Genomic DNA, 13259 nt, shown 5'->3' on the forward strand with positions numbered 1-13259 from the left:
CCGGCTGGGAGGGCTGCTGATGGGTCTGCTGCTCTCCGCCTGCGCCGCCGCTACCCATCCCGCCGGCCCGGATATTCGGTCCGCCGCCCTGGAGGCCGATGCCATCATCGCCGCCGACGGGGCGCGGCTGCCGCTGCGCTCGTGGTTGCCGGCGGCCGAGCCCCGGGCGGTGGTGGTCGCAATCCATGGCATGAACGACTATTCCAACGCCTTCCTTGGCCCGGGCAAGGCGCTGGCCGCCAAGGGCATCGCCGTCTACGCCTACGACCAGCGGGGCTTCGGCGCCGGTCCCCATCCCGGCTGGTGGTCGTCCACCGCGGCCATGGCCGCCGATTTGCGGACCGCCGCCCGTCTGCTGGCCGCCCGCCATCCGGGAGCGCCGCTCTATCTGCTGGGCGAGAGCATGGGCGGCGCGGTGGCCATCGAGGCCGCCGTCCACGCTCCCATGCCCGAGGTCAGCGGCGTGATCCTGTCGGCGCCGGCGGTATGGGGGCGGGCCAGCATGCCCTGGTACCAGCGGGCAGCCCTGTGGCTGGCCTATCAGATTGCTCCCGGCTGGACGCTGACCGGACGGGGTCTGAAGATCCAGCCGTCGGACAACATCGAGATGCTGCGCGCCCTGTCCCGGGACCCCCTGGTCATCAAGGAGACCCGGGTCGACGCCATTCACGGGCTGGTGGACCTGATGGACGCCGCCCAGGCCGACGCCCCGCTTCTCGATCTGCCCGCCCTCCTGCTGTACGGCGCGCGTGACGAGATCATCCCGCCCGGGCCCACCTGGGCGGCGGTGGCGGCCCTGCCCCGCCTGGGCGGCGGCCAGCGGGCGGCGCTTTACGCCAACGGCTGGCACATGCTGCTGCGCGACCTCCAGGCCCAGGTGGTGATCGACGACATCGCCGCCTGGATCGCCGACGCGTCCGCGCCGCTTCCGTCGGGCGGCGACAGGGCCGCGTCAGAAAAGCTTGCGACCCTTGCGTCGGAGACCCGGTGACGGAGTGCCGTTCCCCATGCCATACTTCGCAGTCGCGAAATGATCTGGTGAACATTGATGAGGGTTCGATCGCGGTTCTGGACACTGCTGGTGGCGGTGATCGCGGCTTCTGGTCCCGCCCTGGCCGACCAGAAGGTGGTCCGCGCCCTGGGCGAGGGCCTGCCGCAACCCGGCGCCCTGTTCGAGGACGTGCGGGCCATGAAGCTGGAGCCCGGCCGGCGCATCGTCTGCGAGTCCGACACCGACAAGCCCAGGCTGGCCAATCCCGGCCTGATGAAGACCCAGCGCTCGCGCGGGGCGGACCATGTCCGGCGCTGCGCCGTGTTCGCCGACGACGGAACCGACACCTGGTCCATCGCTGGGGTACCCACCGCTCTGGGCGCGGCGCGGCTGTGGCTGATCTTCGTCGAGCAGGGGGCCCAGGGGCGCTACCGCCTGGCCCAGTTCAGCCTGTGGGGCCGCAATTCCGAATGGGACAAGGCGGCGGGGCTGCTGGGCGCCATGCTGGGCGAGCCCTCGACCCGGGGGCACCGCTTCCTCGGCTGGCAGGACGAGCAGCACGAGACCCTGATGTTCGTCGATGAGAAATATCCCGACGAATTCGCCGTGGCGGTGGGTGACGTCCGCCTGCGCAAATTGATGAGATCCCCCGGAACCGCCATCCGCGAGTAAGCCCCATGCGTCTTGCCGTCGTTGTCTGCCTGCTGCTGTCCGCCTTGCCCGCTCTGGCCGCCGACACCACCCGTCCCCTGGACCTGGGGCCGGCCCAGTTGGGCATGCGCGCCAACCAGCTGCGCTTTTCCGCCTTGCCCGCCAACACCAAGATGGTGTGCGGCTGGGACGCCGAGAAGCCGCCGGGGGTCGAGAAGACGCCGCTGATGATGGTGGGCGCCATGGTCACCGCCAAGGTGGACCGCTGCGCCCTGTTCCAGGACGACGGCAGGAACAACTGGAGCCCGCGCCCGGCCCTGGTGGGCGGCATCCCCACCGAGCTGTGGTTCCTGACCATCGAGGACGAGGCGGGCAGCCAGCGCATCTTCCAGATCGTCGGCCGCCAGGAACCCAACGCCTTTCCCGCCACCCTGGCCTTCCTGACCGAGCGCTGGGGGGCGCCGGTGCAGAAGGTGCCCTATTTCGTCCGCTGGCTGAACGGCACCAACGAGGGCCAGATGAAGGAGGACGGCGAGGGCGTCATGCTCTGGCTGTTCGACACCAAGCTGCATGCCCTGATGGAATCGCGCATGCCCCGGGGCAAGACCAAGAAGTAAGGGGCTCGCCCCCCCCTAAACGTTGGACAACCCGCCCGAATGCTGGTTGTGGATCAGCGCCATGAATTCGCGGCGGGTGGCCGGATCGTCGCGGAAGGCGCCCAGCATGCGGCTGGTGACCATGGTGACGCCGGGCTTGTGGATGCCGCGCGTGGTCATGCACTGATGCGCCGCCTCGATCACCACCGCCACGCCCTTGGGCTGCAGCACGTCGTTGATGGTGTTGGCGATCTGGGCGGTGAGTTTTTCCTGGATCTGCAAGCGCCGCGAATAGATCTCCACCACGCGGGCCAGCTTGGAGATGCCCACCACCCGGCGGTTGGGCAGGTAGGCCACGTGCGCCTTGCCGATGATCGGCACCACGTGGTGCTCGCAATGGGATTCCAGGCGGATGTCGCGCAGCAGCACCATCTCGTCGTAGCCGTCGGTCTCCTCGAAGGTGCGGTGCAGGATCTCGGTGGGGTCCTGGTCGTAGCCGGAGAAGAACTCCTCGTAGGCGCGCACCACCCGGTCGGGGGTGCCCACCAGGCCTTCGCGGTCGGGATCGTCGCCGGCCCAGCGCAGCAGGGTGCGGACCGCGTCCTCGGCCTCCTCCCGCGTCGGCCGGTTCAGGCCGGAACCGGTGGCGGGAAGCAGTTCCTTGGGGAGGGAGAGGGTGGTGGCGTCGTTGCTCACGGCGGCATTCCTTTGGCGTTGGTCACGATCCGGCATGTGGCGGCGCCCCCCTGGTTTTACAAGTCCGACTAATTCAGTCGGGGCTTCTCGTGCGGGCTGTCCAGCGAGAAGGCGGGGATGGCGATGTCGAAGGCCGAGCCGTCCTCGTCCTCCATCTCGTAGGTGCCGACCATGATGCCGGACGGCGTGGGCAGGGGCGTGCCCGAGGTGTACTCGTAGGCGTCGCCGGGGCGCAGCACCGGCTGCTCGCCCACCACACCGGGGCCCTTGACCTCCTGCACCCGCCCGATGGCGTCGGTGATCACCCAGTGACGGCGCATCAGCTGGACGGTGCTCTTGCCCTTGTTGACGATGCGCACGCGGTAGGCCCAGACGAAGTGGTTGTCGCCGGGCGAGGACTGGTCGTCCAGGTAGAACGGCTTGACGGTCACCTCGATGTCCCGGGTGGTCTGGCTGTACATGGGAATCCTCGTCCGGAACAATACCGGCACCCATCATATCAGGCGGGTGCCGGTCTTTGTCCACCGAACAGAATCGAGGAATTCTAGCGTTCCAGCGCCCGGCCCAGATCCTCGACCAGATCGTCGCCGTCCTCCAGCCCCACCGACAGGCGCACCAGGCCTTCGGAAATGCCCATGGCCAGCTTGTCCTCGGGTGCGAGGCGCTGGTGGGTGGTGGTCCAGGGATGGGTCATCAGGCTCTTGGCATCGCCCAGGTTGTTGGAGATGTCGATCAGTTCCACGCCGTTCAGCAGCTTGTAGGCCGAAGATTTTCCGCCCTTCAGCTCGATGGCGACGATGGAGCCCCAGCCCTTCATCTGGCGCCCGGCGAGGTCGTGCTGCGGGTGGCTTTCCAGGCCGGGATAGATCACCCGGGCCACTTCCGGGCGGGTTTCCAGGAAGCGGGCGACCTTCAGCGCGTTGGCGCAGTGGCGCTCCATGCGCAGGTCCAGGGTCTCCAGGCCCTTCAGCAGCACCCAGGCGTTGAACGGCGACAGCGCTGGCCCGGTGTTGCGCAGGAAGGGGCCGAGCACGTCGTTGCAGAACTCGACGGAGCCCAGCACCGCGCCGCCCAGACAGCGCCCCTGGCCGTCCATGTGCTTGGTGGCGGAATAGGCGACGATGTCGGCGCCCAGTTCGAAGGGGCTCTGCAGGATGGGGGTGGCGAAGACGTTGTCCACCACCACCTTGGCCCCGGCCTTGTGGGCGAGATCGCACACGGCGGCCAGATCGATGATCTCCAGCGTGGGATTGGAGGGGGTCTCGAGGAAGACGCAGGCGGTGGGCTTGGCGAGCGCCGCTTCCCAGGCCGCGAGATCGGTGCCGTCCACGAACACCCGCTCGATTCCGTAGCGCGGCAGCAATTCGTTGATGATCCAGTGGCACGAGCCGAACAGCGCCTTGGACGCCACCACCCGGTCGCCGGCCCGCAGCTGGCAGAGCAGGGCGGCATGCACGGCGGCCATGCCCGAGGCGGTGGCGCGGCATGCGATATTCATGCCCTGGGGCGCGCCCTCCATCTCGGCCAGACGCTGCTCGAACATGGCCACGGTGGGGTTCTTGAAGCGGGAATAGACCATGCGGTCCAGCGTGCCGTCGAAGCTGGCCTCGGCCTCCTCGGCGCTGCCGTAGACATAGCCCGAGGTCATGAACATGGCTTCGGCCGTCTCGCTGAAATTGGTGCGGGCAAGACCGCCGCGCACCGCCTTGGTGCGGGGGCGCCAGGGGCGGGACGGCTTGGACTCGTTGCTGCTCATGGTACCTCCGAAAACAAAAGCCCCGACCATGGAGCGGGCCGGGGGCTCGACATTCGGAGCACTCGGACCTCTTTAGCGGAATGTTTTACGTGGCCGCAATCCGGTCGGACAAATCACCACGTCAAAGACATAGCGCCCGCCGCCGCCGAGCGTCAAGCTCGTTGGCGGGGTGGCGAACATTCAATGTTTTCCGAATATTACCGTTGTGCGAAATGCAGGCCTGATTTGGTCATACCGCTTGAGGCCCGGGCGGGAGAGGTCTATGCTGCACTGCAGCAACATACTTTGGAGATGGGCCTGACATGAATGGAACCGCCAATGGCGCCCCGGCGCCGCTGCAGCTTCTCGACCTCCGCGGCAAGAAGGGACTGGTGATCGGCATCGCCAACGACCAGTCCATCGCCTATGGCTGCGCCCGCCATTGCCACGCCTATGGCGCCGAGCTGGCCATCACCTACCTCAACGAGAAGAGCGACAAGTACGTCCGTCCCCTGGCCGAGCAGCTCTACGCCCCCATCTACATGCCCTGCGACGTGCGGGAAGACGGGCAGCTGGAGGCGGTGTTCAAGGCCATCGAGGAGAAGTGGGGCCGCCTGGATTTCGTCATCCACTCCATCGCCTACGCCAACCGCGACGACCTGCACGGCCGGGTCACCGATTGCTCGCGCGAGGGGTTCGCCCTGGCCATGGACGTGTCGTGCTTCTCGTTCGTGCGTTGCGCCAAGCTGGCCGAGCCGCTGATGAAGAACGGCGGCTCGCTGATCACCGTGTCGTTCTACGGCGGCCGCAAGGTGGTCGAGCATTACAACGTCATGGGCCCGGTCAAGGCGGCGCTGGAAAGCACCACCAAGTACCTGGCGCATGAGCTGGGCCCCAAGGGCATCCGCGTCCTGGCCCTGTCGCCCGGCCCGCTGAAGACCCGCGCCGCCTCGGGCATCGACCGCTTCGACGAGCTGATGGACGCCGCCGCCCAGAAGGCGCCGACCCACCAGCTGGCCGACATCAACGATTGCGGCTCGTTCGCCGCCTATCTGGTCAGCGACCTGGCCAAGTCGGTGACCGGCACCACCCTGTACATCGACGGTGGCGCCCACATCGTCGGGTAGAGCCGCCGCGATGGCGTCCAAGAGGGGCGGGCCTTATTCCCGCCCCTCGAACGCCGCCACGGAATCCAGCAGAATTCGGCCGTAGCGCTCGCGCTTGGCCTCGCCCAGGCCGGCGATACCCTCCAGCTCGTCCATGTGGCGCGGCCGGCGCCGCGCGATGTCGAGCAGCGTCGAATCGTGCCAGATGACGTAGGGCGGCACGCCCTGGGCCTTGGCCAGGGCCAGGCGCTCGGCCCGCAGATGCTGGAACAGGGCCTCGTCGGACGGGTCGGTCAGCGGCGCGGCGGATTTCCGTCCGCTTGACGTCTTGGCCTTGCCCCGGGCGGGCAGGGGGTCGCGCCTGAGGTCGACGCGGACCTCGCCGCGCAGCACCGGCCGGCAGGCCTCGGTCAGCTTGAAGGCGCCGTGGCCCTCGGTGTCGATGGCGAGCATGCCGGCCGCCACCAATTGCCGCAGCACCGAGCGCCACTGCTCGGCCGGCAGTTCGGTGCCGATGCCGAAGGTGCTGAGCCGGTCGTGGCCGAAACGGCGAATCTTCTCGTTGTCCTTGCCCAGCAGCACGTCGATGACGTGGCCGGCCCCGAAGCTCTCGCCGGTGCGGTAGACGCAGCTGAGCGCCTTCCTGGCCAGCTCGGTGCCGTCGAACGAGGCCACCGGCTCCAGGCAGGTGTCGCAATTGCCGCAGGGCCGGTGCTCGGTCTCGCCGAAATAGTCGAGCAGCACCTGGCGGCGGCAGCGGGTGGTCTCGCACAGGCCGAGCAGGGCGTTGAGCTTGAGGCGCTCGATGCGCTTCTGGGCGTCCGAGGCCTGGCTGGCGGCGATGAACTGCCCCAGCTTGGCCACGTCCTCCAGGCCATAGGCCATCCAGGCGTCGGCGGGCAGCCCGTCGCGACCGGCGCGGCCGGTTTCCTGGTAATAGGCCTCCAGGCTCTTGGGCAGATCCAGGTGGGCGACGAAGCGCACGTCCGGCTTGTCGATGCCCATGCCGAAGGCGATGGTCGCCACCATGACGATGCCTTCCTCGCGCAGGAAGCGCTCCTGGTTGGCGGCGCGCACCGACTGGTCGAGGCCGGCATGGTAGGGCAGCGCGGTATAGCCCTTGGCCGCCAGCCAGGAGGCGATCTCCTCCACCTTGGCCCGCGACAGGCAGTAGACGATGCCCGATTCCGCTCCCGGCCCGCCGTGCTCGGTCTCGATGAAGCGCAGCAGCTGCTCGCGGGCATTGTTCTTGGCGGCGATGCGGTAGCGGATGTTGGGACGGTCGAAGCCGGCGACGAAATGCCGTCCGTCCTGGAGGTTGAGGCGCTCGGCGATGTCCCTGCGGGTGGGGCCGTCGGCGGTGGCGGTCAGCGCGATGCGGGGAACCCTTGGGAAGCGCTCGTGCAGCAGGGCCAGCTGCAGGTATTCCGGGCGGAAATCGTGCCCCCATTGCGAGACGCAATGGGCCTCGTCGATGGCGAACAGGGCGATCCGGCAGTCCTCCAGCAGGGAGAGGAAGCCGGGCAGCACCAGGCGCTCGGGGGCGACGTAGACCAGGTCCAGCTCGCCCGCCTGCATGCGGCGCTCGATGACCCGGACCTCGTCCAGGCTGCGGGCGGAATTGAGCGCGGCGGCGCGCACGCCCAGCTGGTTCAGCGCCTCCACCTGATTCTGCATCAGGGCGATCAGCGGCGAGACCACCACCGCCACGCCCTCGCGGCACAGCGCCGGCACCTGATAGCACAGCGACTTGCCCGCCCCGGTGGGCATCAGCACCAGCGCGTCGCCGCCCGCCACCACATGGTCGATCACCTCGGCCTGCTGGCCGCGAAAGGCGGGAAAACCGAAGACATGGTTGAGGACGTGCAGGGGGGCGGGCATGAAAATCCTTAACAGGGTGCGGAAAAACTCGTCCCAAGAAGTCGTCATTCCCGCGAAGGCGGGAATCCATGCATCAGCCAACTACATCTTGTGTTGACGCCGCCAAATTGCGTCAACATGGACCCCCGCCTTCGCGGGGGTGACGGGCAAATTAGAGTGGCAAGCGAGTTTTCCGCAGCCTGGTCGATACGGCCAAGATCGTCGGCGGCCTTGTTGGAAAGGACGTAATCAGCCATGTGCGAGGCGGGATTTTGCCTCGGCCATGATGTCTTCGGCCTTGCGCGGGCTGCGGCCGCTATCCAGCCCCTCGGCGATGGCGGCCTCCAGAACCTGGCGCCGCTGCTGGTCGTGGCGGATCAGGTCACGGATATAGTCGCTGGCATTGGCGTAGACACCGCCCTTGACCTGGGAATCCACCCATTCGCGCATGGGGTCGGGCAGGGATACGTTCATGGTCGCCATGACGAACTCCTTGGAGCTGAGACATGGCAAAGTTTGCCATACCTTGTCACTCAAGAAAAGCTGTAGGGATCGACGTCCACCTGGACGCGGACGCTCTTTGGCGGCTGGGCGCGGGAAAGCCAGTCGCGCAGCAGGGCCTGCAGGTTCACCGTGCGGGCGGACTGCACCAGGAAGCGGCGGCGGTGGCGCCCCCGCAGCAGGGCCATGGGGGCGGGCGCGGGGCCCAGCACCTGCACGCCCTCGGCCCGGGGCGCCGCCTTGGCCAGGGCGCGGGCGTAGGAATCGACGATGCCGGCATCGGGACCCGACAGGATCAGGGCGGCGAGGCGGCCATAGGGCGGCATGCCGGCGGCGCGGCGCAGTTCGGCTTCCCGCGCGATGAAGGCGTCGCGCTCGCCCGAGCGCAGCGCGCGCATCACCGGATGGTCGGGCTGGTAGGTCTGGAGCAGCACCCGGCCGGGGCGCTCGGCGCGGCCGGCGCGCCCCGCCACCTGGGAGAGCAATTGGTGGGTGCGCTCGCCCGCCCGAAGGTCGCCGCCCTCCAGCCCGAGATCGGCATCCACCACCCCCACCAGGGTCAGCATGGGGAAGTGGTAGCCCTTGGCGACGATCTGGGTCCCCACCAGCAGGTCGATCTCGTGGTCGGAGACCCGGCGCACGAACTCGGCCGCCGCGTGGGGGCCGGTGCAGGTGTCCGACGTCATCACCGCGATGCGTGCGTCGGGGAACAGCAGGGCGGCCTCCTCCGCCACCCGCTCCACCCCCGGTCCGCAGGCGGCGAAATTGGCCTCGGCCTCGCATTCCGGGCATTTGTCGGGGAGGCGGATGTGGTGGCCGCAATGGTGGCAGACGAGACGGCCGGCGGAGCGATGCTCCACCAGCCAGGCGGTGCAGTGGGGGCATTGCAGCCGGTGGCCGCAACTGCGGCACAGCGTCAGCGGCGCATAGCCCCGGCGGTTGAGATAGAGCATGGCCTGCTCGCCCGCCGCCAGCACCTCTTCCAGGGCCTCCAACAGCTTGGGCGACAGCCAGCGGCCCCGGGGCGGCGGATGGCGGCGCAGATCCACCGGCACGATGTCGGGCATCACCGCCCCGGCATGGCGGTCGGGCAGATGGACCAGGCGGTAGCGTCCGGCCTGGACGTTGGCCAGGCTTTCCAGCGACGGCGTGGCCGAGGCCAGGATGGCGGGAAAATTTCCCAGCCGGGCGCGGACCACCGCCATGTCGCGGGCGTGGTAGCAGACGTGGTCCTCCTGCTTGAAGGCCTGGTCGTGCTCCTCGTCCACCACGATCAGGCCGAGGTCCCTGAACGGCAGGAACAGGCCGGAACGGGCGCCGACCACGATGGCGGCCTCGCCCGAGGCCACCGCCCGCCAGGTCTTGCGCCGGGTGGAATCGCCCAGGTCGGAATGCCACAGGGCCGGCTTCACCCCGAAGCGTTTGCGAAAGCGCTCCAGCCATTGGGCGGACAGGGCGATCTCGGGCAGCAGCACCAGCACCTGTTTTCCGGCAGCCAAGGCGGCGGCCACCGCCTCGAAATACACTTCGGTCTTGCCCGAGCCGGTGACGCCGTCGATCAGCAGCACCGAGAAGCCGCCGTCCAGGGCATCCACCAGGGTGTCGGCCGCCTCCTGCTGGGCCGGGGACAACGCGGCGCGCTGCTGGGCGAGGTCGGGAGGCGCGAAGGCGCGGGGCGGCGGCAGTTCGACGGTTTCCAGCACGCCGGAATCGGCCAGCCCCTTGACCACCGCCGGCCCCACCCCGGCCTCGCGGGCCAGATCGGCCGCCGCCATCGGCGGCAAGCGTCCCGCCGCCTCCATGACCTTGCGCCGGGCGGGGGTCTCCTTGAACTGGGGAAGAATCGCGGCGAGGCGAAGGGCCAGATGGGGGGGCGCGGGCTCCAGGGCCGAGGGCACGCTCATGGCCATCTTCAGCACCGCGCCGGGCGGCGCCATTGTATAGGCCGCCACCCAATCGACGAAGCGCCGCGTCACCTCGGGCAAGGGTGGCGCGGCGAGGCGGCGCGCCACCGGACGCAGCTTCGCCATTTCCACCTTGCCGTCGCCCTCTCCCCAGACCACGCCGGTCACCAGCCGGTTTGCCAGGGGGACCTCGACGAAATCGCCGGGCCGCAGGGGCTCGTGGCCCACGGCGTAATCGTAGGCTCCGCCCAGCGGCAGGGGCAGCATCACGGCGACGCGATGACCTGGGTTGAACAGGGAGGGGGTTGAAGTGGCGGACATGGCGTGCATAAGCTACGGAACAAGGGAGAACCAGGGAAGGGATATTGGTCATGGCGCGAAAGCGCGACGACGCCGTGTTGCATCTGCCGCTGCCCGACGAACGGCAGGTCATGGCCTATCTGCAGGCCCACCCCGACTTCCTGGTCCGCCATCCCGACCTGCTTTTGTCGCTGTCTCCGCCGTCGCGCTGGGCCGAGGACGACGGCGTGCTGGACATGCAGGTGTTCATGATCGAGCGCCTGCGGGACGAGGTGGAGCGGGTCAGGGGCGCCGCCGAGCACCTGATCCACACGTCGCGCTCCAACATGTCCATCCAGACCCGCACCCACCGTGCCGTGCTGTCCATCCTGGGCGCCGAGACCATGGCCGAGCTGGTCGAGGCGGTGTCCGACGACCTGCCGGCCCTTCTGGACGTGGACGTGGCGACGCTGTGCTTCGAAAAGGCCGGGGAAGCCCTGCCCGAACTGATGGCGCCCGGCATCCTGACCCTGCCGGTCGGCACCGTCGCCCAGATCATGGGCGGGGCCGACCGCGACTGCGCGCTGACCGAGGAGATGCCGGGCGACCCGGCCCTGTTCGCCGGCGGCGCCGGTCTGGTGCAATCCTCCGCCGTGGTCCGCCTGTCGCCGGGCGGGCGCTCGCCCGAGGGAGCGATGGCGCTGGGCTCGCGCCACGGCCGCACCTTCCACGCCGGCCAGGCCACCGAGCTGATCACCTTCCTGGCCCGCGTGGTCGAGGGATCGGTGCGGAGATTCGTGGGGTAGGGGCGGCCTTGAAAGCCCTCGATTCGAGTGATATCATTTTTGATATCAATGGAGGTCGTTCGCCATGGGCTCCGTGGTCATTCGCAATCTCGACGACGCCATCATCGACAGCTTCCGCACCAAGGCCGAACTGAACGGCAGATCATTGGAGGCAGAGCTGCGGGACGCCTTGCGGCAGACGGCCCCCCTCAGCCGCGATCAGAAGCGCCGGATGCTGGAAAAGGTCCGCATCACCCTGCCGGCGGGCTGCCCGGACAGCACCGACCTGATTCGCGAAGACAGGGATAGCCGATGACGCTGGTGATCGATGCCAGCGTCGCCATGAAGTGGCTCATCAACTGCGACGAAACCCCCCGGGCCCAGGCCCTGATCGATTCGGACCGGCTGGTCGCCCCTGATCTCATCATGGCCGAAATCGCCAACGCCCTGTGGCGCTACGCCAGCGCCGGGCATCTGGACGAGGCGGCCGGCGAGGCCGCCCTGGCCGCATTGGGCCGGATTATCGACCAGACCTATCCTCTAGGCCCCCTGGCGGGCGAGGCCCATGGCTTGGCCTGCCGTCTTGGGCATCCCGCTTACGACTGCTTCTATCTGGCGTTGGCGGCGCAGGTCGAAGGCCATGTCGTGACGGCCGACCGGCGTCTGGCCGCCAAGGTGGCGGGAACGCCCTGGCAAGACAGGGTAAGGCTGCTCTGATGCCCCCCACCCCCATCCATTTCGCGGCCCATGCCGATCTCGCCCGGGCGGTGGAATCGTGGCGGCAATGGCTGGGGGCGGAGAAGCGGGCGTCGGGCCATACCCTGGACGGCTATGGCCGCGATCTCGCCGCCTTCCTGTCCTTCCTGACCGGGCATCTGGGGGCCGAGCCCGATCTGGCCGCCCTGAACGGCCTGGGGGCGGGGGATTTCCGCGCCTTCCTGGCGCGGCGCACCGATGACGGGCTGGGGCGTTCGTCCCTGGCGCGGTTGATGAGCACCCTGCGCGGCTTCTTCAAGTTCCTCGACCGCCATGGGCTGGTCCATAACCCGGCCATTACAGCGGTGAAATCGCCGCGTCCGCCCAAATCCGTGCCCAAGCCGCTCGCCCCCGACGAGGCGCTGGAGGCACTGGCCAGCGCCGGCGAACTGCATGACGAGCCGTGGCTGGCGGCCCGCGACGTGGCGCTGTTCACCCTGCTCTACGGTGCCGGGCTGCGCCTGGGCGAGGCCCTGTCGCTGACGCGGCGCGACCTGCCCCGGGGCGACACCATGGTCATCACCGGCAAGGGCAACAAGCAGCGGGTGGTCCCCATCCTGCCGGTGGTCAGGGACGCCATCGCCGATTACCTGAAGCGCCTGCCCTATCCCGCCGATCCCGACATGCCGCTGTTCCTGGGGGCCAGGGGCGGACCGCTCAATCCCGGCGTGGTGCAGCGGCAGATGCGGCGGTTGCGCCTGTTGATGGGGCTGCCCGACACCGCCACGCCGCACGCGCTCAGGCATTCCTTCGCCACCCACCTTCTGGCCGGCGGCGGCGACCTGCGGACCATCCAGGAATTGCTGGGGCATTCCTCGCTGTCCACCACCCAGCGCTACACCGAGGTGGACGCCGCCCGTCTCACCCGCGTCTATCGCGACGCCCATCCGAGGGCCAAGGCATGAGTCTGGTCATCTCCTTCGACCTGCCCACCGAGGCCGACACCATGGAACTCGGCCGCCGGCTGGCCGCCCTGGTGCGGCCCGGCGACGTCATCGCGCTGGAGGGAACGCTGGGCACCGGCAAGAGCACGCTGGCCCGCGCCCTGATCCGGGCGCTGACCGACGAGGAGGAGGAGGTGCCCAGCCCCACCTTCACCCTGGTGCAGCAATACGAGTCCGAGGCGGGGCTGGTCTGGCATTTCGACCTCTACCGCCTGGAGAAGCCCGACGACGCCCTGGAACTGGACATGGAGGAGGCCTTCGCCGAGGGTATCAGCCTGATCGAATGGCCGGACCGGCTGGGGCCGCATCTGCCGCGCAAGCGCCTGGACGTTTTGCTGCAACAGGGCGAGGCCGGGCTGGGCCGCCACGCCACCCTGACCGCCTATGGCCCCTGGGCCGAGCGCCTTGGAGATTTCCTGCATGAGTGCGACTTGTCATGCTGAGCGTGAGCGAAG

The 13259-nt window shown here is 68.8% G+C and carries 15 protein-coding genes and 1 riboswitch; of the genes, 9 read left to right on the plus strand and 6 right to left on the minus strand.

The genetic code is table 11. The annotated features are described in order from the left end of the window. The first annotated feature begins 19 nt into the window (after positions 1-19). The 3 genes from ACV4UZ_RS19295 to ACV4UZ_RS19305 are packed head-to-tail and all read left to right on the plus strand — an operon-like array spanning position 20 to position 2259. Positions 20-991 carry an alpha/beta hydrolase gene (locus tag ACV4UZ_RS19295; RefSeq protein ID WP_491602397.1) on the plus strand — a complete coding sequence of 324 codons (972 nt, stop codon included), beginning with the start codon at positions 20-22 and terminating at the stop codon, positions 989-991. Between the two features lie 57 nt (positions 992-1048). Next, the gene (locus ACV4UZ_RS19300; RefSeq protein WP_491602398.1) at positions 1049-1663 is read left to right on the plus strand and encodes a hypothetical protein; all 615 of its coding nucleotides are present in this window, start codon (positions 1049-1051) and stop codon (positions 1661-1663) included. Positions 1664-1668: 5 nt separating this feature from the next. Further along, positions 1669-2259, plus strand: coding sequence for a hypothetical protein (locus ACV4UZ_RS19305; RefSeq protein ID WP_491602399.1), 591 nt, complete (start codon positions 1669-1671; stop codon positions 2257-2259). A gap of 15 nt (positions 2260-2274) precedes the next feature. Here the strand turns inward: ACV4UZ_RS19305 and folE are convergent, their stop codons facing one another. The 3 genes from folE to metZ form a co-directional block, all read right to left on the minus strand. After that, positions 2275-2895 (minus strand): GTP cyclohydrolase I FolE, encoded by a 621-nt coding sequence (gene folE / locus ACV4UZ_RS19310; RefSeq protein WP_491602444.1) that lies wholly within the window; start codon positions 2893-2895, stop codon positions 2275-2277. Between the two features lie 107 nt (positions 2896-3002). Next, on the minus strand, positions 3003-3395 hold the full coding sequence (apaG, locus tag ACV4UZ_RS19315) for a Co2+/Mg2+ efflux protein ApaG (protein WP_491602400.1): 393 nt from the start codon (positions 3393-3395) through the stop codon (positions 3003-3005). 83 nt (positions 3396-3478) lie between these two features. Then, complete coding sequence (gene metZ, locus ACV4UZ_RS19320) at positions 3479-4690, minus strand: O-succinylhomoserine sulfhydrylase (RefSeq protein ID WP_491602401.1); 1212 nt, start codon at positions 4688-4690, stop codon at positions 3479-3481. Positions 4691-4741: 51 nt separating this feature from the next. After that, positions 4742-4820, minus strand: a riboswitch (SAM riboswitch). 172 nt (positions 4821-4992) lie between these two features. On the opposite strand from metZ, the gene fabI reads away from it, so the two are divergent. Next, positions 4993-5796: an enoyl-ACP reductase FabI gene (fabI, locus tag ACV4UZ_RS19325; RefSeq protein ID WP_491602402.1), complete on the plus strand. Its 804-nt coding sequence runs from the start codon at positions 4993-4995 to the stop codon at positions 5794-5796. Between the two features lie 33 nt (positions 5797-5829). On the opposite strand, the gene recQ is transcribed toward fabI, so the two are convergent. The 3 genes from recQ to ACV4UZ_RS19340 all read right to left on the minus strand — a co-directional run bounded on the left by recQ (position 5830) and on the right by ACV4UZ_RS19340 (position 10370). Then, positions 5830-7656: a DNA helicase RecQ gene (gene recQ, locus ACV4UZ_RS19330; protein ID WP_491602403.1), complete on the minus strand. Its 1827-nt coding sequence runs from the start codon at positions 7654-7656 to the stop codon at positions 5830-5832. Positions 7657-7884: 228 nt separating this feature from the next. Next, positions 7885-8118: a type II toxin-antitoxin system ParD family antitoxin gene (locus ACV4UZ_RS19335; RefSeq protein ID WP_491602404.1), complete on the minus strand. Its 234-nt coding sequence runs from the start codon at positions 8116-8118 to the stop codon at positions 7885-7887. A 50-nt stretch (positions 8119-8168) separates the two neighbouring features. After that, positions 8169-10370: a primosomal protein N' gene (locus ACV4UZ_RS19340; protein WP_491602405.1), complete on the minus strand. Its 2202-nt coding sequence runs from the start codon at positions 10368-10370 to the stop codon at positions 8169-8171. A gap of 41 nt (positions 10371-10411) precedes the next feature. Here ACV4UZ_RS19340 and ACV4UZ_RS19345 point away from each other — a divergent pair, with 41 nt between their 5' ends. The 5 genes from ACV4UZ_RS19345 to tsaE all read left to right on the plus strand — a co-directional run bounded on the left by ACV4UZ_RS19345 (position 10412) and on the right by tsaE (position 13247). After that, positions 10412-11125 carry a DUF484 family protein gene (locus ACV4UZ_RS19345; RefSeq protein ID WP_491602406.1) on the plus strand — a complete coding sequence of 238 codons (714 nt, stop codon included), beginning with the start codon at positions 10412-10414 and terminating at the stop codon, positions 11123-11125. 64 nt (positions 11126-11189) lie between these two features. Beyond that, positions 11190-11420: a FitA-like ribbon-helix-helix domain-containing protein gene (locus tag ACV4UZ_RS19350; RefSeq protein ID WP_491602407.1), complete on the plus strand. Its 231-nt coding sequence runs from the start codon at positions 11190-11192 to the stop codon at positions 11418-11420. Further along, positions 11417-11821 carry a type II toxin-antitoxin system VapC family toxin gene (locus tag ACV4UZ_RS19355; RefSeq protein WP_491602408.1) on the plus strand — a complete coding sequence of 135 codons (405 nt, stop codon included), beginning with the start codon at positions 11417-11419 and terminating at the stop codon, positions 11819-11821. The genes ACV4UZ_RS19350 and ACV4UZ_RS19355 overlap by 4 nt, the downstream gene beginning before the upstream one ends. Then, complete coding sequence (locus ACV4UZ_RS19360) at positions 11821-12765, plus strand: tyrosine recombinase XerC (protein WP_491602409.1); 945 nt, start codon at positions 11821-11823, stop codon at positions 12763-12765. The genes ACV4UZ_RS19355 and ACV4UZ_RS19360 overlap by 1 nt, the downstream gene beginning before the upstream one ends. Beyond that, on the plus strand, positions 12762-13247 hold the full coding sequence (gene tsaE / locus ACV4UZ_RS19365) for a tRNA (adenosine(37)-N6)-threonylcarbamoyltransferase complex ATPase subunit type 1 TsaE (RefSeq protein WP_491602410.1): 486 nt from the start codon (positions 12762-12764) through the stop codon (positions 13245-13247). The genes ACV4UZ_RS19360 and tsaE overlap by 4 nt, the downstream gene beginning before the upstream one ends. Positions 13248-13259: the final 12 nt, after the last annotated feature.

The sequence above is a fragment of the Paramagnetospirillum sp. genome (genome assembly GCF_058402745.1).

Bases quoted from the DNA above. Each gene is read 5' to 3' on its own strand.
- ACV4UZ_RS19295 (WP_491602397.1), top strand. From the start codon at position 20: ATGGGTCTGCTGCTCTCCGCCTGCGCCGCCGCTACCCATCCCGCCGGC.
- ACV4UZ_RS19300 (WP_491602398.1), top strand. From the start codon at position 1,049: ATGAGGGTTCGATCGCGGTTCTGGACACTGCTGGTGGCGGTGATCGCG.
- ACV4UZ_RS19305 (WP_491602399.1), top strand. From the start codon at position 1,669: ATGCGTCTTGCCGTCGTTGTCTGCCTGCTGCTGTCCGCCTTGCCCGCT.
- apaG (WP_491602400.1), bottom strand. From the start codon at position 3,395: ATGTACAGCCAGACCACCCGGGACATCGAGGTGACCGTCAAGCCGTTC.
- metZ (WP_491602401.1), bottom strand. From the start codon at position 4,690: ATGAGCAGCAACGAGTCCAAGCCGTCCCGCCCCTGGCGCCCCCGCACC.
- fabI (WP_491602402.1), top strand. From the start codon at position 4,993: ATGAATGGAACCGCCAATGGCGCCCCGGCGCCGCTGCAGCTTCTCGAC.
- recQ (WP_491602403.1), bottom strand. From the start codon at position 7,656: ATGCCCGCCCCCCTGCACGTCCTCAACCATGTCTTCGGTTTTCCCGCC.
- ACV4UZ_RS19335 (WP_491602404.1), bottom strand. From the start codon at position 8,118: ATGGCGACCATGAACGTATCCCTGCCCGACCCCATGCGCGAATGGGTG.
- ACV4UZ_RS19340 (WP_491602405.1), bottom strand. From the start codon at position 10,370: ATGCACGCCATGTCCGCCACTTCAACCCCCTCCCTGTTCAACCCAGGT.
- ACV4UZ_RS19345 (WP_491602406.1), top strand. From the start codon at position 10,412: ATGGCGCGAAAGCGCGACGACGCCGTGTTGCATCTGCCGCTGCCCGAC.
- ACV4UZ_RS19350 (WP_491602407.1), top strand. From the start codon at position 11,190: ATGGGCTCCGTGGTCATTCGCAATCTCGACGACGCCATCATCGACAGC.
- ACV4UZ_RS19355 (WP_491602408.1), top strand. From the start codon at position 11,417: ATGACGCTGGTGATCGATGCCAGCGTCGCCATGAAGTGGCTCATCAAC.
- ACV4UZ_RS19360 (WP_491602409.1), top strand. From the start codon at position 11,821: ATGCCCCCCACCCCCATCCATTTCGCGGCCCATGCCGATCTCGCCCGG.
- tsaE (WP_491602410.1), top strand. From the start codon at position 12,762: ATGAGTCTGGTCATCTCCTTCGACCTGCCCACCGAGGCCGACACCATG.